This window comes from Paraburkholderia tropica (genome assembly GCF_914484835.1).
GTDB classification, from domain to species: Bacteria; Pseudomonadota; Gammaproteobacteria; order Burkholderiales; family Burkholderiaceae; genus Paraburkholderia; species Paraburkholderia tropica_A.
Genome location: NZ_CAJZAR010000041.1, coordinates 109982 through 132071, shown reverse-complemented (window position 1 = coordinate 132071; position 22090 = coordinate 109982). Strand labels below are relative to the sequence as shown.

At 67.8% G+C, this 22090-nt stretch carries 16 protein-coding genes; 3 read left to right on the top strand and 13 right to left on the bottom strand.

The genetic code is table 11. The features are described 5' to 3' along the window. Positions 1 to 103: 103 nt before the first annotated feature. The 6 genes from LDO54_RS11890 to LDO54_RS11865 form a co-directional block, all read right to left on the bottom strand. Positions 104 to 4852 (bottom strand): ATP-binding protein, encoded by a 4749-nt coding sequence (locus LDO54_RS11890; protein WP_224010427.1) that lies wholly within the window; start codon positions 4850 to 4852, stop codon positions 104 to 106. Positions 4853 to 4866: 14 nt separating this feature from the next. Continuing rightward, positions 4867 to 5616 (bottom strand): aquaporin, encoded by a 750-nt coding sequence (locus tag LDO54_RS11885; RefSeq protein WP_224010425.1) that lies wholly within the window; start codon positions 5614 to 5616, stop codon positions 4867 to 4869. A 376-nt stretch (positions 5617 to 5992) separates the two neighbouring features. Further along, positions 5993 to 6646, bottom strand: a complete 654-nt coding sequence (locus LDO54_RS11880) for a response regulator transcription factor (RefSeq protein ID WP_310632581.1) — start codon at positions 6644 to 6646, stop codon at positions 5993 to 5995. Further along, positions 6647 to 7327 carry a response regulator transcription factor gene (locus LDO54_RS11875; RefSeq protein ID WP_224010423.1) on the bottom strand — a complete coding sequence of 227 codons (681 nt, stop codon included), beginning with the start codon at positions 7325 to 7327 and terminating at the stop codon, positions 6647 to 6649. Positions 7328 to 7355: 28 nt separating this feature from the next. After that, entirely contained in the window at positions 7356 to 8003 is a 648-nt protein-coding gene (locus tag LDO54_RS11870; protein ID WP_224010421.1) for a response regulator transcription factor, read from the bottom strand. A 274-nt stretch (positions 8004 to 8277) separates the two neighbouring features. Continuing rightward, entirely contained in the window at positions 8278 to 9615 is a 1338-nt protein-coding gene (locus LDO54_RS11865; RefSeq protein WP_224010419.1) for an MFS transporter, read from the bottom strand. A gap of 112 nt (positions 9616 to 9727) precedes the next feature. Here LDO54_RS11865 and LDO54_RS11860 point away from each other — a divergent pair, with 112 nt between their 5' ends. Then, complete coding sequence (locus LDO54_RS11860) at positions 9728 to 10636, top strand: LysR family transcriptional regulator (RefSeq protein ID WP_224010417.1); 909 nt, start codon at positions 9728 to 9730, stop codon at positions 10634 to 10636. Positions 10637 to 10701: 65 nt separating this feature from the next. Here LDO54_RS11860 and LDO54_RS11855 read toward each other — a convergent pair whose 3' ends face one another. The 7 genes from LDO54_RS11855 to LDO54_RS11830 all read right to left on the bottom strand — a co-directional run bounded on the left by LDO54_RS11855 (position 10702) and on the right by LDO54_RS11830 (position 17629). Beyond that, positions 10702 to 11673, bottom strand: a complete 972-nt coding sequence (locus LDO54_RS11855; RefSeq protein WP_224010415.1) for a threo-3-hydroxy-L-aspartate ammonia-lyase — start codon at positions 11671 to 11673, stop codon at positions 10702 to 10704. Next, a complete protein-coding gene (locus tag LDO54_RS11850; RefSeq protein ID WP_224010413.1) occupies positions 11670 to 12350 on the bottom strand; it encodes a helix-turn-helix transcriptional regulator in 681 nt (226 codons plus the stop codon). The genes LDO54_RS11855 and LDO54_RS11850 overlap by 4 nt, the downstream gene beginning before the upstream one ends. 112 nt (positions 12351 to 12462) lie before the next feature. Further along, positions 12463 to 13515, bottom strand: a complete 1053-nt coding sequence (locus tag LDO54_RS11845) for a 2Fe-2S iron-sulfur cluster binding domain-containing protein (RefSeq protein WP_224010411.1) — start codon at positions 13513 to 13515, stop codon at positions 12463 to 12465. A 20-nt stretch (positions 13516 to 13535) separates the two neighbouring features. After that, positions 13536 to 15203, bottom strand: a complete 1668-nt coding sequence (hcp, locus tag LDO54_RS11840; protein WP_224010410.1) for a hydroxylamine reductase — start codon at positions 15201 to 15203, stop codon at positions 13536 to 13538. Between the two features lie 314 nt (positions 15204 to 15517). Beyond that, positions 15518 to 15640 carry a hypothetical protein gene (locus LDO54_RS38880; protein ID WP_290371073.1) on the bottom strand — a complete coding sequence of 41 codons (123 nt, stop codon included), beginning with the start codon at positions 15638 to 15640 and terminating at the stop codon, positions 15518 to 15520. Between the two features lie 228 nt (positions 15641 to 15868). Continuing rightward, positions 15869 to 16408, bottom strand: a complete 540-nt coding sequence (locus LDO54_RS11835; RefSeq protein ID WP_224010408.1) for a single-stranded DNA-binding protein — start codon at positions 16406 to 16408, stop codon at positions 15869 to 15871. Positions 16409 to 16462: 54 nt separating this feature from the next. Beyond that, positions 16463 to 17629: an MFS transporter gene (locus LDO54_RS11830; RefSeq protein ID WP_224010494.1), complete on the bottom strand. Its 1167-nt coding sequence runs from the start codon at positions 17627 to 17629 to the stop codon at positions 16463 to 16465. 323 nt (positions 17630 to 17952) lie between these two features. On the opposite strand from LDO54_RS11830, the gene uvrA reads away from it, so the two are divergent. Both uvrA and LDO54_RS11820 read left to right on the top strand, forming a co-directional pair. Further along, a complete protein-coding gene (gene uvrA / locus LDO54_RS11825) occupies positions 17953 to 20853 on the top strand; it encodes an excinuclease ABC subunit UvrA (RefSeq protein WP_224010406.1) in 2901 nt (966 codons plus the stop codon). Positions 20854 to 20960: 107 nt separating this feature from the next. Beyond that, a complete protein-coding gene (locus tag LDO54_RS11820) occupies positions 20961 to 22070 on the top strand; it encodes an AI-2E family transporter (RefSeq protein WP_224010404.1) in 1110 nt (369 codons plus the stop codon). The last annotated feature ends 20 nt before the right edge of the window (positions 22071 to 22090 follow it).

Sequence of the window (22090 nt, the reverse complement as noted above, 5' to 3'; positions counted from 1 at the left end):
ATCTGGCAGTCCTGTCAGTTTCACGTCATTTCACTGACAGCAAGCACTTACAGATAAGGGCGCTCAAGCTCGATTAAGCCCGATCAAGCTCGCTCAATCTCACTCACGCCAACAACGCCGCCTGTTGCTCGATGCCGTCGAGCATCGCATGACAGGCGCGGATCAAATCGAATCCCTCTTCGCGCAACTGCTCCGCTGTGTGACTGTTCATGTGACGGCGATAGGTTTCGAGGACCGCGAGCAGCGCCGGATATTGCAGCACGCCGACCGCGCCCGCGAGCCGGTGATGCCAGTCGCGCAGACGCGCGATATCCACGTCAACGAGCAGCGGCGGCAGCGCATCCAGATCCTCGCGCACGGCGCTCACGAACGAGCCGAGCAGCGTCTTCACGGTGGCCTCGCTGCCCCACACCTGAATCATGTGCGCGAGATCGAGCGGTTCGGGAGCGCGTGTTGCCGATGTCGCGGACGCCGTTGAGCCCGGCTGGCCGGGTGCCGTCTTGCAGTGGATGGCGGCAGTGTCCGTGCAGCCCGCGCAATCCGCGTCTTCCGACGATGCATGCGGCACTGGCTGCGCCGCCTTTTTCGCACACGTCGCGGTGTTCTCCGGCGCCGCGCGATGCACGCCCTCCGCGCCGAACCAGCGTGCGAGGTGCTCGCGCAGCGTCGCGACGCGCGTCGGCTTGATCAGGCAGTCGTCCATGCCCGCCTCATAGCACAGGCGCACGTTTTCGGGCGCCGTGTTCGCGGTGATGCCGAGAATCGACAGGCGCGCGGCGTCGCTGGTGTCGGCCGTTGCGCCGCGCTCGCGCGTGGCCTCGATCTCGCGCACGCGGCGCGCGAGATCGTAGCCCGAGACGTTCGGCATATGACAGTCGGTGATGAGGCAGCCGTAGCGCTCGTGCTCAAGCGCCTCGAGCGCCTGCGCGCCGTCGTCGACCACGTCGCACGCGAAGCCGAGCAAGGCAAGCTGATGGCGGATCAATTCCTGGTTGACCGGATGATCCTCGGCCACGAGGATCAGGCGGCCCGCCGCCCGCTCCTTCTCGCGATCGGGCGCGGCGAGCACGCCCTCGGCGGCGGCAGCGGGCCGCACCGCGATGTTCGGCAGCCCCGACAGCGCCATCGCGCATGCCGCGCTCAAGCCGCGCCAGGAAAGCGGATTGATGCTCACGCGCACGCCGTTCTCCGCCACGCGATAGCCGCTCGGCTTGGGATTTTCGGTCAGCCGCAACAGCGGCGCGCCCTGCCCGTCGAACTCGCCCGCGAGCGCCTCCGACGCGAACACCAGATCCACGCCGCCCTGCTTCACCATCGCGCGCAGCGCCCGCCGCGGCCGGTCGCCGGCTTCGAGGCGCGTCATCTCCATGCCGAGCGACGCGCCGAAGTGCATCAACGCCTCCGCCACGCCGGCATCGTCGCAGACCACCGCCGCGCGCTTGCCGCGCAGACCGTTGGCCTGCACCGCGAGCGTTTCGACCGGCAGATCGATATGCAGCGCGAGGCGCGTGCCGCGGCCCAGCTCGCTCTGCAATTCGAGCGTGCCGTCCATCAGCGCCGCGAGCTTGCGGCAGATCGTGAGGCCGAGGCCCGTGCCGCCGAAGCGCCGCGTGGTGGACGTTTCGGCCTGCACGAAAGGCTCGAAGAGTTGCGCCTGGGCCTTCGGCGCGATACCGATGCCGGTGTCGGTCACCGACAGCGTCACGCGCTGGCGCGCGGGCGCATCGACGGCAGGCGCGAGGTTGCACGCCGCCACGCCCACGCTCACCTCGCCGTGCGGCGTGAACTTGATCGCGTTGCTGAGCAGGTTGAAGAGAATCTGCCGCAGCCGCCCGCTGTCGCCGCGCAACTGCGCCGCCACGCCGGGCTCGACGTCCACGCGCATCCTGAGCCCCTTCTCGTGCGCGCGCCCGGCGAGCAGCCCGACGGCGTTGTCGACCAGCTCGCGCACGTCGAACGGCTCCGAGTCGATCACCAGCCGCCCCGCCTGGATCTTCGAATAGTCGAGCAGATCGTCGAGGATCTGCAGCAGCGCGCCCGCCGATTCGTGCACCATGCCGACCATCTGATGCTGGTCGGGATTGAGCGGCGTGCGTTCGAGCACTTCCATGAGGCCGAGCACACCGTTCATGGGCGTGCGGATCTCGTGGCTCATCATCGCAAGGAAATCGTCCTTGGCGCGCGACGCCGCCTCGGCGAGGTCGCGCGCGCGGGCCAGTTCGTCGGCGCGCGCGTGCTCCACGCTCGCATCCACCGCATAGCCGCTCCAGACCACCGCGCCGTTCTCGACGCGGCGCGGCACGAACTCCGCGCGCACCCAGAGCAGCCCGGTCGCGCCCTGAAAGCGGAACTCGGTATTCACAGGCGCGAGCCGCAGCGCCGAGCGTTCGAGCTTCGCGGCCAGCCGCGCGCGGTCGCGTGGGTCGACGCGCGACAGATCGAGCGCGTTCGCGCGCATCAGTTCGGCGGCGGAGTCGCCGAGCGGACCTTCCGTGTCGCCCGCGAGATAGGGAAACGCGTAGCGTCCGTCCGCGTGGCGGCGCAGCTGGAACACGATCACGGGCAGCGAGCCGGTGACGTCCGACAGCAGGCGCTCGGACTCGCGCGCGCGCAGTTCGGCGCGGCGGATGTCGGTGATGTCGATCATCGTGCCGAGCACGCAGAACGGCGCGCCATGCACGTCGCGGCACAGACGCGTCCAGAAAATACCGTGACGTTTTTCGCGTTCCACCGCGACGCTCGCGCCCGTCGCGCCCGTCGCGCCCGTCGCGTTCTGCGCGTTCGCCGTGCCGCCCGCGCCCTCGAAGCCCAGTTCGACGCGCTGGCTCTCCCCCGTCTCCAGCGTCATGCGATACAGCTCGTCGACGCACTGGCTGTTCTCCAGCCCCCACGCCGCCACCGCCGCGCCAGTGCGGCCGAGCACCTCGCCGCGCCTCAGCCCGGTCACTTCCTCGTAGGCGCGGTTGACCGCGAGATAACGATTGTCGAGATCGCGCGCGCCGAGCGGATACGGAATCATCTCCATCATCGTGTCCTGCAGCTCGACCTGCTTGGCGAGCACCTGCTCGGCGCGACGACGGCGGCGCATCTCGCGCTGCAGCAGCGCATGGGCGCGCAGCGTGACCAGCAGCACCACGCCGAACACGATCACGAGCGGCAGCAGACGCAGCGCGTTCACGCTCCAGCCGCCGCCGCGCCCGGCGGCCGCAGCGGTCCAGCGATTGCGGATCTGCTGCTGTTCGAGCGGCGACATGGCGTCGAGCGCGCGGTCGATCAGCGTGGCGAGCGGCGCGAGGTCGCCGCGCACGGCGAAGGCCGTGGATCCGTCGATGCCGGTCGCGCCGAGCACCTTGAGCGTTTCGAGATAACGCGCGCTGAGCGGACCATCGAGCGCCGCCGCATTGCCGATCAGCACGTCCGCCTGATTGTGCTCGACCAGCGCGAGCCCGGCGTCGAGCGTGGGCGCGCGCACGATCTGCACCGGCATCGCGTTGCCGAACAGCAGCGACGGCGGCGGCGAGTGCGGCGCGAGCACCACGCGGCGTCGCGCGTACTCCTTGAGGCCGCGCGACATCGGCTCGTCGCGGCGCCCCACGATCACGAGCGGATAGCGCTCGTAGGCCTGCGTGTAGCGCGTGCCCTCGGTCAGCACGCCCTCGTCGATCGCGGCGGCGAGCAGCGCGAAATCGCCGCGCCGGAACGGTGCGTCGACACCGAGCCAGTGGGTGACCGGCACGCGTTCGAACGTCACGCCGAGCGTGCGGCTCAGATAATCGAGATAGTCGTTCGCCATGCCCGTGGGGCCGCCGCGCGCACTCACGGAACTGAACGGCAGCCAGTCCGGGTCGAGACCCACCTTGAGCGGCGGCAGCGCGCGCAGCCACGCGCGCTCGCTTGCGTCGAGCGCGAACGGCGGCACGCGCTGCACGTTGAGCGGCGGGCCGCCGTCGGCAGCCACCGCGCGGCTGTCGAGCCAGCGCGCCTGCACGGCCGCCGCCGCCGCGGGGCGCACGCCGCTCGCCAGCACGTTGTGCCGGTCGCGCAGCGCGGCCTTCGACACCGGCACGCCAAAGCGCAGCTCGCGCACCTTGATGCGCTCCTCGAAGGCGACGCGCAGGCCCGCGTAGTCGTCGAACGAAAGCTGATAGCGCACGACCGGCGCGAAACCCGCGTAGACGTCCGCCGCGCCGTGCACGACCGCGTGCAGCGCGGCGTCGGTATTCGCGAAAGCCAGGACGGTGGCGCGCGGGAAGCGCTCGCGCAGCAGCGCATCGAACACGAAGCCCTTCTCGACGGCGATGCGCGCGTGCGCGAGCCGCGCCGCCGTGGTGGCAACCGCCTCGTTGCCCGAGCGCGTGACGAAGGCGCTGCCGCCGCCCAGATACGGCACCGTGAACGCGAGGCAGCGCTCGCGCTGCGGCACGCGCGCGAGACTCATGACCACGTCGATCTCGCCCGCGCATGCGCCCGCGAGCAAGGCGCTCATATCGGGATAGATACGCGGCACGAGTTGCACCGACGGCCCCACGAGCAGGCGCAGATAGTCGGCGCTGAAGCCGCTCAGCGCGTTCGCATCGAGCACTTCGAGCGGCGGCCAGCCGCCCGCCAGCACGCCCACGACGAGCCGCGAGGGCAAGGTGGCCGCGTCGCTCGCGATGACGGCGTCGGTCGTGGTCGCGGCGGGCTGCGCGCGCGCGGGCGCGACCCACGCTGTCAGCAGCGCAGTCAGCAAGACGGCCAGGCAGAGGATGAGCGCGAGCGTGATCGTTTTGCCGATGGCCGCGACGCGCGCGCCACGCCCGCGCGCACAACCGTGCGCGGTGCAGGTGGACGGGAGCGTGAAGATCGGCAAGCGCAGCGCCTCGCTCAGTCGGCGCGGTGGGCGTCGCGCGGCGCCTCGACCGGCGCGCGCGCGCGGGCGCGAAGATGCAGCGCCAGCCGGTGCACGATGCCCGCCGCGATGCCGCCCAGCATCGGCGCGGCCCAGAACAGCCAGAGCTGATCGAGCGCCCAGTCGCCGACGAACAAGGCCGGGCCGGTCGAGCGCGCCGGATTCATGCCGCCGTTGCTCACGGGAATCGCAATCAGATAGATCGCCGCGAAGCACGCGCCGAGCGCCGCCGGCGCGCCCTTGCGGCGCTGCGGCGAGCGCGACATCACGAGATGGACGAGAACGAACGCGAAGGCCATCACGCACTCGACGACCGCCACCGCGCCGAACGCGTACTCGCTGGGCGAATGCTCGTCGTAGCCGTTGCTGGCGAAATCGGACACCGCGAAGGAAAAGCCCGGACGCCCGCTCGCGACCAGTGCGAGCAAGGCCGTGCCCGCGAGCGCGCCGACGGTTTGCGCGGCGATATACGGCCCGACGTCGCGCACCGGAAAGCGCCCCGACACCGCGTAGCCGATCGTGACGGCGGGATTGAAGTGCGCGCTCGACACGCGCGCCGACGCGTAAGCGACGACCGCAAGCGCGAGGCCGAATGCGGCCGCGGTTTCGAAGACATTCCAGCCCTGCGCGGGAACGCCCGCGCTGAGTGCGGCGCTCGCGCAGCCGACGAACACGAGCCAGGCGGTGCCCGCGCCCTCCACCGCCAAACGGTCTACGAGCTTCATGGTTGTGTCTCCTTGTCCTGACGACGCCGGGCGATGCGGTTTCGCGAAACGCTCGAAATGCACGAATCGCAAAGAACGCGCGCAGTCACGCCGACGGCCAGCAAGGGCGCCGGACGCCAGGCCAGCGATGTCAGGAAGGGGCAATGCCGATGGGCCGATGGCCGACGAGGAAAGCCCGGCCGGCGATATCCGACAGATCGCAGCAATTCGCGATCGAACGAAATCATTCGCGATAAATCGCGCGTCGAGCTTTAAATTATGAAGAGGCAAGTCCCATCGACAGATAGGACAACTCCGAAAAATGCGAAGCGGATTCAGCCCCAGACGCTCGCGAAATCTGACAGAACGTCGGAGGGGCACGCGGTTCGTGTGCGCGTCAGGTCAGACCGATCTGCGTGGCGAAGTCGATCAGTTCGCGCTCGGTGGCAAGGCCGAACTTGCGCATCGCGTTGCGCTTCTGCGTACTGACGGTCTTCACGCTGCGCCCGAGCTGGCGCGCGATGGCGCCGATCGGCATGCCGTGCACATAGAGCCGGAGCACCTCCCACTCGCGCGCGCTCGGCACGCCGATGCACGGCTCGCAGTCCGCGCCCGCGCGGTCGAGCGCCGCGCGCGTGCAGGCGGACTGAAACGGCATGCGGCCGCGCGCCGCGTCGATGGCGGGCAGCAGCGCATGCGGCATGTCGCGTTTGTCGACGATCGCTCGCAAGCCGTGATGCAGCAGGCCGCTGAGCATGGGCGCGCTGGAGATCATCGTCAGGACGACCACGGCGGGCGCGTGCGGCGCGCGCACGAGACGGCGCAGCATGGAGAGCGAACCGTATTCGCCATCCATGCCCGGCATGCAGACGTCGGACACCACCACGTCGCACGCGTGCGCGTCGAGCTGGCAGGCGAGCGAATGCGTGTCGCTCGCTTCGGCCACGACCTGCATGCGCGGCGATGCGCGCAGCAGCCCGATGACGCCGATGCGCACGCACTCGTGATCGTCGGCGACGATCACGCGCACGCGCTCCGCCAGCGCCGTCATTCAGCGGCCCTCGCCCTGCACGACGCCGCACTCCAGCGCGAAGCGGTACAGATCGATATCGCTCGTGAGCGCGAGCTTTTTCATGGCCGCGCACTTCTGCGCGCTGATGGTTTTCACGCTGCGCCCGAGCAGTCCCGCGATCTCGGTCACGCCCAGACCGGACGCGTAATGCGTGAGCACCTCGAACTCGCGCCGCGACAGCAGACGCAGCACTTCCTCGCGCCGCTGCTCGCGCTCCGCCTTCTTCAGCAGGTCGCGCACCACCGGCCCGATGTAATGCTCGCGGGCCATGGCCGACGCGATGGCGACGGGAATCAGGTCGATGCGGTCGCGCTTGCTCAGCACCGCTTCGACGTTCAGGTTGATGGCGTTGCGCAGCGCCTCGGCCTCGTCTTCCATCGTGAGCACCACGACGGCCTTGTCGGGAAACGTGCGCTGAAAGCGCTGCACCGCGCCGTGGCCGTCCTCGCCGCACTCGCCGGGCATATAGAGATCGAGCATGGCGAGGTCGAAGTCGTGCAGCAGCGCTTCCTCGAACAATTGCGGCACCGATTGCGCGCGCGCCACGACGCGCAGATTGGACAGCGAGGCAAGCAGATTCTCAAGCGCGAACAGCACCAGCGGATGATCGTCCGCGACGATGATGCGCGCCGGACGCGTCAATTCAGGAGTCTCGGGCATGGCATTTTCCAGCGTGCGGCGTGGCCGCTCATAGCAGTCCGTGCGCGCGCACGAAGGCGAACAGCCCCGCGTCGTTGCTGACGCCGAGCTTGGCCATGGCGTCGCGCTTCTGACGGCTCACCGTGCGCACGTCGCGGTCGAGTTCGCGGGCGATTTCGGTGATGGTGCGGCCGCAGACGAACTGACGGACCACCTCCGACTCGCGCGGCGACAGACGCGGCGCACGCAGGGAACCCGCGCCCTCCGCGCCGGCGATGGCGAGATCGCTGAGGATCGACCGGCTAACGTAGCGCAAGCCATTGCCGGCGCCGCGCACCGCCGCGGTGAGCTCGTCCATCGGCTCGCTCTTGCGGAGCAGCGCCGTGACGCCCGTGTCGAGCACGGTACGCAGGATGGCCACGTTGGTGATGCTCGTGAGCACGACGACGCGGCATTGCGGCCAGTCGCGCCGCAAACGCCGCACGAGCGGCAGGCCGTCTTCGATCTCGCCCGGCTGGCTGGGCATGGTGAGGTCGGTGACCGCGACATCGCAGGGAACGCGTTCGAGCACGCCGATCAGCTCGCGCGGACTGGCAGCCTCGCCAACGACATGGACATCGCCAGCGGTTTCGAGCGCGGAACGAACGCCTAATAGAACGAATGGGTGATCGTCGGCGAGAACGACGCGTAGCTTCAAGTTGGCTCTCTCTCGATGTGACAGGTAGGGGCGGCGATGTGCACGCGGCGGACGCGCCGACTCGCTCTGTGCCTTGTCTGCGTATAGCGGTACGCAGCAGGGTCTCCCATCTGAACATCGATTAACGATTGCCAGTATCAGAGATTTCCGAAACAACGTTAAAGCTACTTTAAATGCCGATCATGTGTCGGTTAAACGAATTAACTTCTTCGTTATGCGAATTAAATAAAAACACTCAGAATAACCCGTCGGTATAAGTCTGATACATCCGCAGTCAAACGGAAATCCGCTGTCTCGCGCCCCGCGATGCATGGCTTTGTCGACGCGCCAACGGCACGCGCGCGAAGGCCGGCCAGGCAAGCGCGCCGCACGCCGCCGCCGCGAGCCACACGGCAGGCCAGCCGAACGCCGACAGCAACATCGGAATTGCGGAAGGCACGAGCCAGAAAGCGAGAAAGGCGCCGCTGTTGCCCATGGCGAGCGCCGTGCCGGTGCGGCTATGGCCCGCCTGCGTCGCGAGTTCGGTGTAGGCCACGCCGTGCCACGCCGACGCCGCGATGCCGCCCGCCACGAGCAGCGTGAAGAGTCCCGTCAACGCCGCCATCGAATGCACGCCCTGCCCCGTACGCGCGACGAACGCCGTCAATATGGCAAGCACTACGAATAATCCTACAGTGAGCGCCGCGCAGGCTCGCAGATAGGCGTTGCGGTTGCCGTGCCGGTCGGTCCAGCGCCCGCTCCAGACGCGCATGACCGCCGCGCCGCCCTGCACCGCCGCGAGCGCCGCGCCGATCGCCACGCCGCGCACGTGGCCGAAGTCGTGCAGGAAGACGCTCGCGAACGAGATCACGGCGACTTGCGGCATGCATAGCGCCGCGATGCCGAGCGTCACACGCCAGACCGGCGCGCTGCGCAACGGCGAAATGGCCGCTTCCGACGCGGCGTCGGCGTTTCCTGTCGGCGCGACGGGCGATGTGTCGGGGTCGCGCACCCATAGCAGCGTCAGCATGGCGGAAGCGAGGCACATCGCCGCCAGCGCGCCGTACACCCAGACGAAGCCCGCATGCTGCGCGAGCGGCGGCAGCATCAGCGCGCCGATGCCCGCGCCCGTCGGCACCGCAGTCTGACGGATGCTCATCGCGAGGCCGCGCTCGGCGGGACCGAACCAGGCCATCACCGCGCGTCCGCTCGAACCGTTGACGCTGCCGCCCAGCAAGCCGATCGCGAGAAAGCCCGCTTCGAGCAGCGGCAGGCCCGGCACGCGCGCCGCCGTCGGCGCGCCCCACATCGCCATCGCCAGCAGCGCCGCCGCCGTCGAAACGAGTCCCGTGAGCAGCACGCGCCGGTCGCCCCAACGGTCCGTGAGCATGCCCCACGGCAATTCGCTGAGCACGATGCCGAGACCGAGCATGCCGAGCAGAAAGCCGAGTTCGCCGGTGCCGATGTGGTAACCCGAACGGATCAGCACCGCCGTCGCCGGAATGCCCGAAAACGCGGCCGCGAAACTGGCGTTGGCCGCCACGCCCACGCTCAAGACCTTCCATCGATGCGGCGCGCCGCGCCCGTCTGCGTACTCCATGTTGCGCTCCAGAAAGAGGTTGACTGCGCTCATGCTAGAGGCGCACCATCTATCGGAAAAGCGGGAATATCCAAACGATTGCATCGGAATTTCCGAAATCTCGACACCCACCTTCGCAGCCCGATCCGGCTGATCCACGCACACCATGAACGCACGCGGTCTCGATTTCGCGCAGTTGCGCACCTTCATCGCCGTCACGGAGGCGGGCAGCGTCTCGGCGGGCGCCGAGCGCGTGTTTCTCTCGCAGTCGTCGGTGAGCGAGCAGTTGAAGAAACTGGAGGAGCGCATCGGCCAGCCGCTGTTCGTGCGCGGCAAGTACGGCGTCGCGCCGACGCCCGCGGGCGCGAAGCTGCTCGATCACGCGCGCCGCATCGTCGCGATGTGCGATGCCGCGTTCGACGACATGCTCGGGCGCTCGCTCGACGGCGAGGTGCGCATCGCCATCACCGATTACTACCGGCCGCACGACGTGGCCGCGATCCTCCGCCGTTTCGCGAGCCAGCATCCGCGCCTGCGTCTGCATGTGACGGTGCTGCCGAGCGCCGTAATCGACGCCGGCGCGGACGACAACGCCTTCGACATCGGCCTGTCGCTGCGCATGGTGGAGGGAACGGGAAAACGCGGCGCGACGAAGCCTGGCGCGGCGACCTCGGCGACCGCAAGCAAGGTGATCCGCCGCGAGAAGCTGGTCTGGGTCAGCGCGCGCGAGACGCTGCGCGAACGCGGCGCGCTCGCACCGCCCTGGCCGCTCGTGCTGCTGCCCGCGACGTGCCAGTTGCAGCGTTACGTCGTGAGGCTGCTCGACCGCGCGCGCATGCCGTATCTGATTTCGCATTCGGCATCGGGCGTCGCGGGACTTCAGCTCGCGTTGAAGGCGGGGCTGGGCATTTCCTGCCTGAACGAGTCGGCGATCGGCGACGGGCTGATGGCCTGTCCCGCGTCGTTCGGCCTGCCCGCGTTGCCGTCCGCCGAATTCCATCTGCTGCCGGGCCGGCCCGGCGAAAGTGCGCACATCGCGAACGCGCGCGAGGCGCTGGCCGGATTGTTCGGCTAGCACCTCGCATGCGCCGCATTATTGATTCGCGATCCTGATTAAATGCGGATCGCGTTACGCGCCGCTCAGGGCTGCGCGCTCACCAGCTCGGCAAAACGCAGCAGATCGACGTTGCCGCCCGAGATGACGATGCCCACGCGTTTGCCCTGCACGTCCACCTTGCGTTGCAGGACCGCCGCCGCCGCGAGGCAGCCGGTCGGCTCGACGTAGATCTTCATGCGGCTCGCGAAGAACTTCATCGTCTCGACGAGTTCCGCGTCGCTGACCGTCACGATCTCGCGCACGCGCTCGCGGATCACCGCGAACGTGTAGTTGCCCAGATGCTGCGTCTGCGCGCCGTCGGCGATGGTCTTGGGCGTGTCGATATGGACGATCGCGCCGCCTTGCAGGCTGCGCTGGCCGTCGTTGCCCGCTTCCGGCTCCACGCCGATCACCGTGCAATCGGGCGCGAGCGCATGCGCCGCCGTCGCGCAGCCCGAGAGCAGGCCGCCGCCGCCGAGCGGCGTCAGCAGCACGTCGAAACCGCCCGCGTCCTCGAACAGTTCCTTCGCCGCCGTGCCCTGCCCGGCCATCACGTGCGGATGATCGTAAGGCGGAATCAGCGTGAGGCCGCGCTCCGCGGCGAGACGCTGACCGAGCGCTTCGCGGTCCTCGGTGTAGCGGTCGTAGAACACCACTTCGCCGCCGTAGCCGCGCGTGGCCGCGACCTTCACGGCGGGCGCGTCCTGCGGCATCACGATCACGGCCTTCACGCCGAGCAGTTGCGCCGAGAGCGCGATGGCCTGCGCGTGATTGCCCGACGAGAACGTGATCACGCCGCCCTTCTTCTGCTCCGGCGTGAACTGCGCGATGGCGTTGTACGCGCCGCGAAACTTGAACGCGCCCATGCGCTGGAAGTTCTCGCACTTGAAGAACAGTTCCGCGCCCGCGAGTTCGTTCGCGGTGCGCGAAGTCAGCACGGGCGTACGGTGCGCGACGCCGCGAATGCGTTCGTGGGCGGCGACGACGTCGTCGAAGGTGATCGGCAGAGTGCTCATGATCGGTGCTCGCTGGGCAAGTAGGTGTAGACGGTGGAGCGCGCCACGCCGAGCGTGCGCGCCACTTCGGCCAACGCGTGGCGCAGGTTCAGATGGCCGCTTTCGGCGAGTTCGCGCACGGCGTCGCGGCGTTGCGCGAGCGTCATGCCGATGGGCGTGGTGTTGCGCGCGGCCGCGTAGCGTTCGAGCGCGGCGCGCACGCCGTCGCCCGCGCGCGGCGCGAGCGATTCTGGCAGCGGCGCGGCGGCGCCCGTCTGCATCAGCTGGCCGAGGCCCGCCGTGACCGCGCCGAGCAGCGAGACGTCCATGTTCAGGCAGACGGCCGCGACGTACTCGCCCGCGCTGTTCTTCAGCCCGATCGACGTGCTCTTGACGGGCCGGCCATCGGGAAAGCGGTTCGGATAATTGGCGACGACTTCGGGGAAACCGGGATCGCTCAGGCGCGCGAGGCCCATTTCGGTGGCCGCGTCGCCGACCTGACGGCCGGACAAATTGTTCGAAATCGCGACGACCGACTGCTCGGGCGCGGTCAGATCGTGCAGCACGACCTCGACGAGCGGCGCGAGCGTCTGGCCGAGCGCCTCGACGATCTTGCGGCCTTCGCGCAGCAGCAGCGCGTTTTCGCGCGCGCTGACGCTGCGGTCGGATCGCGGAGTGGGAGTGTTGAGCTTCGCCATGCATGACATTTTGACGATTTACGACAAAATGTCAATTCCGGCATCGGCGTGCGCGCGCGCATAAAAAAACTCGCCCGAAGGCGAGTTCGCAGGAACAACGCGAGGCGTCGGCTCAGACAGCGAAGCGCTCGCTGGCGAATTGCGACGGCGGCACGCGCGCCGCCACGGCGACCGCCTGCGCCGCGCTCACCATCGCGGGCGGGCCGCACACGTAGAGATCAGGCGAGGCGTTCGTCAACGCCAGCGCGCCTTCCAGCGCCTCGACCGGCGTGCCGTGAAAGCCGCGCCAGGCGTCGTCGGCGTCGCGCACGCAGCATTCGACGCTCAACTGCGGCAACTCCGTTTGCAAGCGCGCGAGTTCGTCGACCATGAACAGCTCGCTGACGCGGTTCACGCCGAAAAACAAGCGCGCCTCGTTCATCTCCTGGTACTCGGCCATGCGGCGCAGCATCGAGAGCACAGGCGCGAGGCCGGTGCCGCCCGCCACGAACCAGCGCGGCCGCAGGCTGTCGGCGAACAGGCCGAAACCGCCTTGCGGGCCGTGCACGGTCAGCGCGTCGCCCACGCGCGCGCGTTCGCGCAGCCAGCCGGAAAACGCGCCGCCGGGCCGCAGGCGGATCAGCAACTCCAGTTGGCCATCCCAGTTGCTCGTGTTGGCGAGCGAGAACGGACGACGCACTTCACCGCTGTCCTCGCCCGCGCCCTCGCCTTCGCCCCGTGGCAGCGCGAGTTCGACGAACTGGCCCGCTTCGAACTCGGCGGCGCTGCCGTTGATATCGTCGGGATCGAGTTGCAGTGCGAGGCGGCGCGTGTCGTCGGCGATCGTCTCCAGCGACGCGATGCGCGCGCGCCTCACCGCCACCGGCTGACGCAGCACCTTCGTGCTTTCGTACGGCGCGACGATGCGCAGATCGCTGCGCGGCGTCGTGCGGCACAGCAGCACCGCACGCGGATCGTCGGCGGGCAGCGCCTCGGCGGCGTGCTCGCCCAGCGTGTAATCGCCCTCGGCGACGCTCGCGTGGCACGCGCCGCAACTGCCGCGCTTGCACTGCGACGGCAGCGTCAACTGCGCCGCCGCGGCCGCCGCCAGCACGTCCTGCTGCGGTTCGCATTCGAACGCGAACGCCGCGCCGTCACGCGTGAGAATCTCGATTCGATGGTTCATCGGCTTGCCCGTGCTCCGTGTCACGCAGCCTTGCGCGCGAGCGCGGCGGCGAGGTCGGCGTGCGCATCGCCGATCGGCTGAATGCCGAACTGCTCGATGAGAAGCTGGAGCACGCCCGGCGTGAGGAACGCGGGCAGCGTCGGTCCGAGACGGATGTTGCGGATGCCGAGCGCGAGCAGCGTCAGCAGCACGGCGGCGGCCTTCTGTTCGAACCACGAAATCACCAGCGACAGCGGCAGGTCGTTGACGCCGCACTCGAACGCCTCCGCGAGCGCGACCGCGATCTGGATCGCCGAATAGCTGTCGTTGCACTGGCCGAGATCGAGCAGACGCGGAATGCCGCCGATGTCACCGAACGCGTGGCGATTGAAGCGGTACTTGTTGCAGCCGAGCGTCATGACGACGGTGTCGTCGGGCGCGGCCTGCGCGAACTCGGTGTAGTAGTTGCGGCCGGGCGCAGCGCCGTCGCAGCCGCCGATCAGGAAGAAGTGGCGGATCTGGCCGGCCTTCACGGCGTCGATCACCTTGTCGGCGACGCCGAGCACGGTGTGGCGCGCGAAGCCGATCGTCACGGTTTCCTCGGGCGCGGTCTCGCGGAAGCCCGGCAGCGCGAGCGCGGCCTGCACGAGCGGCGCGAACGTGTGATGCTCCAGATGCCGCACGCCCGTCCAGCCGACCGGCCCGGTCGTGAAGATACGCTGACGATATTGCGGCAGCGGCTCGATCAGGCAGTTCGAGGTCATCAGGATGGGGCCGGGGAAATTCGCGAAGTCGGCCTGCTGGTCCTGCCACGCGCCGCCGTAGTTGCCCGCGAGATGCGCATACGCCTTGAGCTTCGGATAGGCGTGCGCGGGCAGCATCTCGCCGTGCGTGTAAATCTGTACGCCCGCGCCTTCGGTCGCTTGCAGCAGCGCTTCGAGGTCGCCGAGATCGTGACCGGAAACGAGAATCGCCTTGCCCGCGACCGGCGTCATGCGCACCGCCGTGGGCTGCTGATGGCCGAAACGGCCCGTGTTCGCGGCGTCGAGCAGCTCCATCACCTTGAGGTTCAGCGTGCCGAGCGCGAGCGCCTGTTCGAGCAGTTCGTCGACCTGCATGGGATCGCGCGCGAGGAACGCGAGCGCCGACGCCACGCCTGCGTAGACTTCCTCGCTTTCGTAGCCGAGCACGCGCGCGTGATGCGCGTAGGCGCACACGCCCTTGAGGCCGTAGAGCACCAGCGCGCGCAGCCCGACGATGTCGGCGCCGACGGTGTCGAGGCCCGCGTCGACGCCCACTTTTGCGGCCTGCGCGAGCAGTTGCGGCAGATCCTCGCCCGGCTGCCAGCGCGCGGGACCGTCGGGCTGCTGCAGCGCGACGCCCTGCGCGAACGCCATCGTTTCGTAGGCCGTCTTCACGCAGTCGCGATGTTGCGCGGCTTCGCGCAGCATCGCGACGAAGCGGCCCGCGTTGAAGTTCACGTTGGTGAGCGTGGTGAACATCGCGTAGAGGATGAAGCGGTCGGCTTCGCGGTCGGGGCTGCCGAGACCGCGCGCGAGTGCGTTGTACTGCGCGATGCCCTTGACCGCGTGGATCAGCAGATCCTGCAGATCGGCGGTCGTGGCGTCCTTGCCGCAGTTGCCCTTCGCCGAGGCGCATCCGGGCGCGCCGTGGGTGCGGTCGGTCTGTTCACATTGGTAGCAAAACACGCTGCTCTCCTTGCTTGTGGGGAAGGCTCGCGCCACTCGGCAGGCGATCGTGGATCGGCTGTCGGAGCGCGGCGTCGTCCGATGGCGGCAAGCCGCGCCGCATCGACGATTTGTAAGATGCAAAATTGATGCATCTTTTTTATCGTCGCCTGGGTGCGGCCGGTTTGCCGTGATGCAAATCAAAGGAAGGAGCGCGGCAATGCAGGCCGCGTCGACGTGGGCGCAATCGCCGCAGGGGCGCGGTGTGAGGTTGGGTGTGGTGTCGGCGTGAGGCTTCGCGGCGGCACGACCCGCGCCGCCGCGAGCGCGGTCTTTTACTTGCGCAGGATGCGCAGCACGAACGCGATCGCGAAGCTGATCGCGGGCGTGCGAGCCGGCGCGTGCGCCGTGGGAACGGCGCTCAGACGGCTAAGGTCGACGAGTTGAACAGGGCTCATGGCGGACTCCGAAACAGGACGCAGCGACGTGCTGCAAACAGGAATCAGAGTAGGCCGCGCATTCGCGCGCTGACATCGGATCAGTTCGAAAACGGGCGGTGCTGGTGCACCCGCACCATCCACACCGCTCTCGCCATGAAAAAAGCCCGCGACCCAAAAGGTCGCGGGCTTTTCGTCGTACTCGCGCTCGAAAGTATCGAGCGGGAAGCGAACGAGATTCGAACCGAATCAGAACGGAATATCGTCGTCCATTTCGTCGAAACCGCCGCCAGCCGGCGCGTTCGAACGGCCACCGCCGCCGCCCGCACCGCCACCGCTCGAACGCGGTGCGCCACCGCCGCCGCCGCCCGAAGCACGGCCACCGCCGCGCGGTGCGCTGTCACGGCTGTAGCCGCCGTCGTCGCCCATGTCGCTGCCTGCCGACGCGCCGCCGCTGCGGCCGCCCAGCATCTGCATCTGGTCGGCGACGATTTCCGTCGAATAACGGTCGGTGCCGTCCTGCGCCTGCCACTTGCGGGTGCGGATGCGGCCCTCGATATACACCGACGAGCCCTTCTTCAGGTACTCCGAGACGATCTCGGCCAGACGGCCGAAGAACGCCACGCGGTGCCATTCGGTCAATTCCTTGAACTCGCCGGACGCCTTGTCCTTGTAGCGGTCGGTGGTCGCGAGGCGGATGTTCGCCACGGCGTCACCGCTCGGCAGATAGCGCACTTCCGGCTCGGCGCCGAGGTTGCCGACGAGGATCACCTTGTTCACGGATGCCATGTATTTCTCCAGTTGATTCCGATCAGGCGCGCCGAAGCGCGTTCAAACGCACGCTCACGCGCGCTCAGCGCGTTTGGGCGGCGCCTTCATGTTGGCCGCGATTATAAGCCAGCAGAACACGAGGCCTGAGCACGTATAGAAAACGGTGCTCGCGCCGTCGTGCTTGAGCAGCCAGCCGCCCACCACGCCGCCGAGCGCGAGCCCGATCGACTGCGTGGTGTTATAGACGCCCGTGGCCGCGCCCTTGCGGGTGCCCGGCGCGAGTTTCGACACCAGCGAAGGCTGCGAGGCCTCCAGAATGTTGAAGCCGAGGAAGTACACGAACAGCACGGCGGCCACGATTGCTATGGTATGCGCAAGCGAGCCGAGCAGAAGCTGGCCGATCAGAATAAGCCCAATGGCCGAGACCACCACGGCCTTCATCTTGCCCTTCTTCTCCGCCGCGATGATGGCCGGCACCATCAGCACGAACGAGAGGCCCATCACGGGCAGATAAATCATCCAGTGCGAGGCGACCGGCAAGCCCGCATCGACGAGCAGGCGCGGCACCACGAGGAACAGCGCGGTTTGTGTGGCGTGCAGCACCAGCACGCCGAAATTCAGGCGCAGCAGTTCGACGTTGTGCAGGACTTCGGAGAACGGCGCGCGCACGTGCACGGGCTTGGGCGCGTCGGGCACGATCCAGAGCACCACGCCCACCGCGATGATCGAGAACACGCCGACCAGCGTGAACAGGCCGCTCATGCCGAGCCAGTGCACCACGATGGGCGCGCCGACGATCGCCACCGCGAACGAAATACCGATCGAGCCACCCACCATCGCCATCGCCTTGGTGCGGTTCTGCTCGCTCGTGAGGTCGGCGATGAAGGCCAGCACGGCCGACGACACCGCGCCCATGCCCTGAATCACGCGCCCGACGATAATCCACGTCATGTCGTGCGCGCCCGCGGCCACGAAGCTGCCGATCGCGAAGATCACGAGGCCGGCGGCGATCACCGGCTTGCGGCCGATGCGGTCGGAGACCCAGCCGTAGAAAATGTACAGGAGCGACTGCGTGACGCCGTACGCGCCCAGCGCGATGCCGACGAGCAGCACGTTGTCGCCGCCGGGAATCGTTTTCGCGTAAACCGAAAACACCGGCATGATCATGAAGAGGCCCAGCATGCGCAGCGCGAAGATCGCGGCGAGCGACACGGTCGCGCGCAGCTCGGGCGCGCTCATGCGTGAAGAGGTAGCGGGTGAGTTGGAGGACATCGGAGCGTGTTGTGATTGGCCGCCGTGACTGGCCGCCTGATTGGCCGCCGCTGCCCGCCGGCCATGCGAGCGCCGCGTGGGCGCTCGGCGGGAACTCAGTGGGCGCGCATTCGGCACGTACCGCGACCGCGGAGCGCGTGCCCGGGGTCGCCAGCAAGAGCTGTCGGTTCGCTTGCAGAGTCTTCGCGCGGACGCTTCAAGGTCCTTTCAAAGACCGTCGGCAAGCCGTAACGGCGGTCTGGAAAAGTCGTTATAGTAGCAGGTTTAGCCTCCCTTTCTCCCGCAGGTTCATGGAACAGATCCGTATCCGTGGGGCCCGAACCCACAACCTGAAGAACGTCAATCTGGACCTGCCGCGCCACAAGCTCGTGGTGATTACCGGGCTGTCCGGTTCCGGCAAGTCCTCGCTGGCCTTCGACACGCTCTACGCAGAAGGCCAGCGCCGCTACGTGGAAAGCCTGTCGGCGTACGCCCGACAGTTTCTTCAGTTGATGGAGAAGCCCGACGTCGATCTGATCGAGGGTCTGTCGCCGGCAATTTCCATCGAGCAGAAGGCCACGTCGCACAACCCGCGCTCGACGGTCGGCACCGTCACCGAAATCCACGACTACCTGCGACTTCTTTACGCACGTGTCGGCACGCCCTACTGCCCCGACCACGAGATCCCGCTGGAGTCGCAAAGCGTCTCGCAGATGGTCGACGCCGCGCTCGCGCTGCCCGAAGAGACCAAGCTGATGATCCTCGCGCCCGTGATCGTGGACCGCAAGGGCGAGCACGCCGAACTCTTCGACGACATGCAGGCGCAGGGTTTCGTGCGCTTTCGCGTGCGCTCGGGCGGCGGCACGGCCAACGAGGGCGAGGCGAAGATCTACGAGGTCGAGTCGCTGCCCAAGCTCAAGAAGAGCGAGCGGCACACCATCGACGTGGTGGTGGACCGCCTCAAGGTGCGCCCCGACATGAAGCAGCGTCTCGCGGAGTCGTTCGAAACGGCGCTGCGTCTCGCCGAAGGCCGCGCCATCGCGCTCGAAATGGACACGAACAAGGAGCATCTCTACAGCTCGAAGTTCGCCTGCCCGATCTGCTCGTACTCGCTGCCGGAGCTGGAGCCGCGCCTCTTCTCGTTCAACAACCCGATGGGCGCGTGCCCGGAGTGCGACGGCCTCGGCCAGATCACCTTCTTCGACCCGAAGCGCGTGGTCGCGCATCCGTCGCTGTCGCTCGCGGCGGGCGCCGTGAAGGGCTGGGACCGGCGCAACCAGTTCTACTTCCAGATGCTGCAGAGCCTGGCGGCGTACTACGACTTCGACATCGACATCGCGTTCGAGGACCTGCCCGAGAAAGTGCGCAAGATCCTGCTGTACGGCTCGGGCAAGCAGGAAATCCCGTTCTCGTACATCAACGAGCGCGGCCGCACGTCGGTGCGCGAGCACGTGTTCGAAGGCATCATCCCGAACCTGGAGCGCCGCTACCGCGAGACCGATTCCGCCGCGGTGCGCGAGGAACTCGCCAAGTACCAGAACAATCAGGCCTGCCCGCATTGCGAAGGCACGCGTCTGCGCCGCGAAGCGCGCTTCGTGCGCATCGGCGCGGGCGAGGACGCGCGCGCCATTTACGAAGTGAGCGGCTGGCCGCTGCGCGACACGCTCGGCTACTTCCAGACGCTGCGCCTCGAAGGCTCCAAGGGCGAGATCGCCGACAAGGTGGTCAAGGAAATCGTCGCGCGACTGATGTTCCTGAATAACGTCGGCCTCGATTACCTCTCGCTCGAACGCAGCGCCGAAACGCTCTCGGGCGGCGAAGCGCAGCGCATCCGCCTCGCCTCGCAGATCGGCTCGGGCCTCACGGGCGTGATGTACGTGCTCGACGAACCGTCGATCGGCCTGCACCAGCGCGACAACGACCGTCTCATCTCCACGCTCAAGCATCTGCGCGATCTCGGCAATTCGGTGATCGTCGTGGAGCACGACGAGGACATGATCCGCATGGCCGATTACGTCGTCGACATGGGACCGGGCGCGGGCGTGCACGGCGGCATGGTGATCGCCGAAGGCACGCCCAAGCAGGTGGAGCGCGATCCCGCGTCGATGACCGGTCAGTATCTGTCGGGCGCGCGCCGCATCGACTATCCCGACGAGCGCCAGGACCCCGACGAGCGGCGTCTGCGCATCGTCGAGGCCTACGGCAACAACCTCAAGCACGTGACGCTCGACCTGCCGGTCGGCCTGCTCACCTGCGTGACGGGCGTGTCGGGCTCGGGCAAGTCCACGCTCATCAACGACACGCTCTATCACGCAGTGGCGCAGCATCTGTACGGCTCGTCGGCGGAACCCGCGCCGTTCGAATCGATCGAGGGACTGGAGCATTTCGACAAGGTCATCAACGTCGATCAGTCGCCGATCGGCCGCACGCCGCGCTCGAATCCGGCCACCTACACCGGCCTCTTCACGCCGATCCGCGAACTGTTCGCCGGCGTGCCGGCGGCCAAGGAGCGCGGCTACGAGTCGGGCCGCTTCTCGTTCAACGTGAAGGGCGGCCGCTGCGAAAGCTGCCAGGGCGACGGCGTGCTCAAGGTGGAAATGCACTTCCTGCCCGACGTCTACGTGCCCTGCGACGTCTGTCACGGCAAGCGCTACAACCGCGAGACGCTGGAGATTCAATACAAGGGCCGGAACATCAGCGAAGTGCTCGACATGACGGTGGAAACCGCCTACGAGTTCTTCAAGGCGGTGCCGGTCGTGGCGCGCAAGCTCAAGACGCTGCTGGACGTGGGCCTGGGCTACATCCGTCTGGGCCAGTCGGCGACCACGCTGTCGGGCGGCGAGGCGCAGCGCGTGAAGCTTTCGCTGGAACTTTCCAAGCGGGACACGGGCCGCACGCTGTATATACTCGACGAACCGACCACCGGCCTGCACTTCCACGACATCGCCCTGCTGCTCGAAGTGATTCACCGGCTTCGCGATCAGGGCAATACGGTGGTCATCATCGAGCATAATCTCGATGTCATCAAAACTGCCGACTGGGTCGTCGACATGGGACCGGAAGGCGGTGCGGGCGGCGGCATGATCGTGGCGCAGGGGACGCCCGAGCAGATCGCGAAGTCGAAGGCGAGCTTCACGGGCCGCTATCTCGCGCCGCTGCTCAAGCGCGGCGCCAGCAGCGCGGTCGCACTCGACGCAGCAGCGGGACAATGAGCGGTCGATAAAAAAGGCAGCGCCAGAACAGGCGCTCACGATAGCTGCGGTAACAACGGGTTGGGAGCGCGTGCGCTCCCGAGGTCTGGAGACGGAAAAGAAACAATATGGCCAAGCGCAACGAAGCGACCGACGCGACCGGCTCGTCCGGCGAGAAGCAGCAGCAGGTGCGCGATCTGCGGCCGCGGCCGGTCAGGCTCACGAGCGACATGAGCCTGCCGAAACTCTCGGCCGTGGAGATCGGCAGCTATCTGGCCGCGCTCCTCGGCATGTTCGCGGTGCTGCACCTGAACCTGCTCGGGGCGCTGCTCGCCGGCATGCTCGTGTATCAGCTCGTCCATACGATTTCGCCGCTCATCGAGCGGCGCATGTCGAGCAGCCGCGCGCGCTGGCTCTCGGTGGTGCTGGTCTCCATCGTGATCGTGGGCGTGCTCACCGGCCTCACGGTGGGCGTGATCGAGCAGTTCGAAAACGATGTGCCGAGCGTCCAGAAAGTCATGGCGCAGATGATGACTTTCGTCGACCAGGCGCGCAGCCGCATCCCCGAATCCATCGCGGCCTATCTGCCCGTGGACGTCGCCCAGATGAAGCTCAAGGCGCTCGCGCTGATGCACGAGCACGCCACGCAGCTCGGCCAGGGCGGCAAGAACGCGGCGCGCATCTTCGGGCATATCGTGATCGGCATGATCATCGGCGCGATCATCGCGATCGGCGCGCAGAAGAACGCCACGCGGCTGCCGCTTTCGACGGCGTTCGTCGCGCGCGTCTCGCGTTTCGCCGACGCGTTCCGCCGCATCGTGTTCGCGCAGGTGAAGATCTCGGCGATCAACACGGTGTTCACGGGCCTGTTCCTGCTGCTCGTGCTGCCGGTTTTCCACGCGCCGCTGCCGCTCGCCAAGATGCTCGTCGTGGTGACGTTCGTGGTGGGCCTGCTGCCGGTGATCGGCAACCTGATCTCGAACACGCTGATCGTCGCCATCGCGCTCACCGTGAGCCTGCCCGCGGCGGTCACGGCGCTTGTGTTCCTGATCGTGATCCACAAGCTCGAATACTTCCTGAACGCGCGCATCGTGGGCGGCCAGATCGAGGCGCGCACGTGGGAACTGCTCGTGGCGATGCTCGTGATGGAAGCCGCGTTCGGCATCCAGGGCGTGATCGCGGCGCCGATTTTTTACGCGTATATCAAGCGCGAGCTGATTTATCTGCGGCTGGTTTGAGCGGCGGGTTTGGGGCTCGC

Bases quoted from the DNA above. Each gene is read 5' to 3' on its own strand.
- LDO54_RS11885 (WP_224010425.1), bottom strand. From the start codon at position 5,616: ATGAAGCTCGTAGACCGTTTGGCGGTGGAGGGCGCGGGCACCGCCTGG.
- LDO54_RS11880 (WP_310632581.1), bottom strand. From the start codon at position 6,646: ATGACGGCGCTGGCGGAGCGCGTGCGCGTGATCGTCGCCGACGATCAC.
- LDO54_RS11875 (WP_224010423.1), bottom strand. From the start codon at position 7,327: ATGCCCGAGACTCCTGAATTGACGCGTCCGGCGCGCATCATCGTCGCG.
- LDO54_RS11865 (WP_224010419.1), bottom strand. From the start codon at position 9,615: ATGAGCGCAGTCAACCTCTTTCTGGAGCGCAACATGGAGTACGCAGAC.
- LDO54_RS11860 (WP_224010417.1), top strand. From the start codon at position 9,728: ATGAACGCACGCGGTCTCGATTTCGCGCAGTTGCGCACCTTCATCGCC.
- LDO54_RS11855 (WP_224010415.1), bottom strand. From the start codon at position 11,673: ATGAGCACTCTGCCGATCACCTTCGACGACGTCGTCGCCGCCCACGAA.
- LDO54_RS11850 (WP_224010413.1), bottom strand. From the start codon at position 12,350: ATGGCGAAGCTCAACACTCCCACTCCGCGATCCGACCGCAGCGTCAGC.
- LDO54_RS11845 (WP_224010411.1), bottom strand. From the start codon at position 13,515: ATGAACCATCGAATCGAGATTCTCACGCGTGACGGCGCGGCGTTCGCG.
- LDO54_RS38880 (WP_290371073.1), bottom strand. From the start codon at position 15,640: ATGAGCCCTGTTCAACTCGTCGACCTTAGCCGTCTGAGCGCCGTTCCC.
- LDO54_RS11835 (WP_224010408.1), bottom strand. From the start codon at position 16,408: ATGGCATCCGTGAACAAGGTGATCCTCGTCGGCAACCTCGGCGCCGAG.
- LDO54_RS11830 (WP_224010494.1), bottom strand. From the start codon at position 17,629: ATGAGCGCGCCCGAGCTGCGCGCGACCGTGTCGCTCGCCGCGATCTTC.
- uvrA (WP_224010406.1), top strand. From the start codon at position 17,953: ATGGAACAGATCCGTATCCGTGGGGCCCGAACCCACAACCTGAAGAAC.
- LDO54_RS11820 (WP_224010404.1), top strand. From the start codon at position 20,961: ATGGCCAAGCGCAACGAAGCGACCGACGCGACCGGCTCGTCCGGCGAG.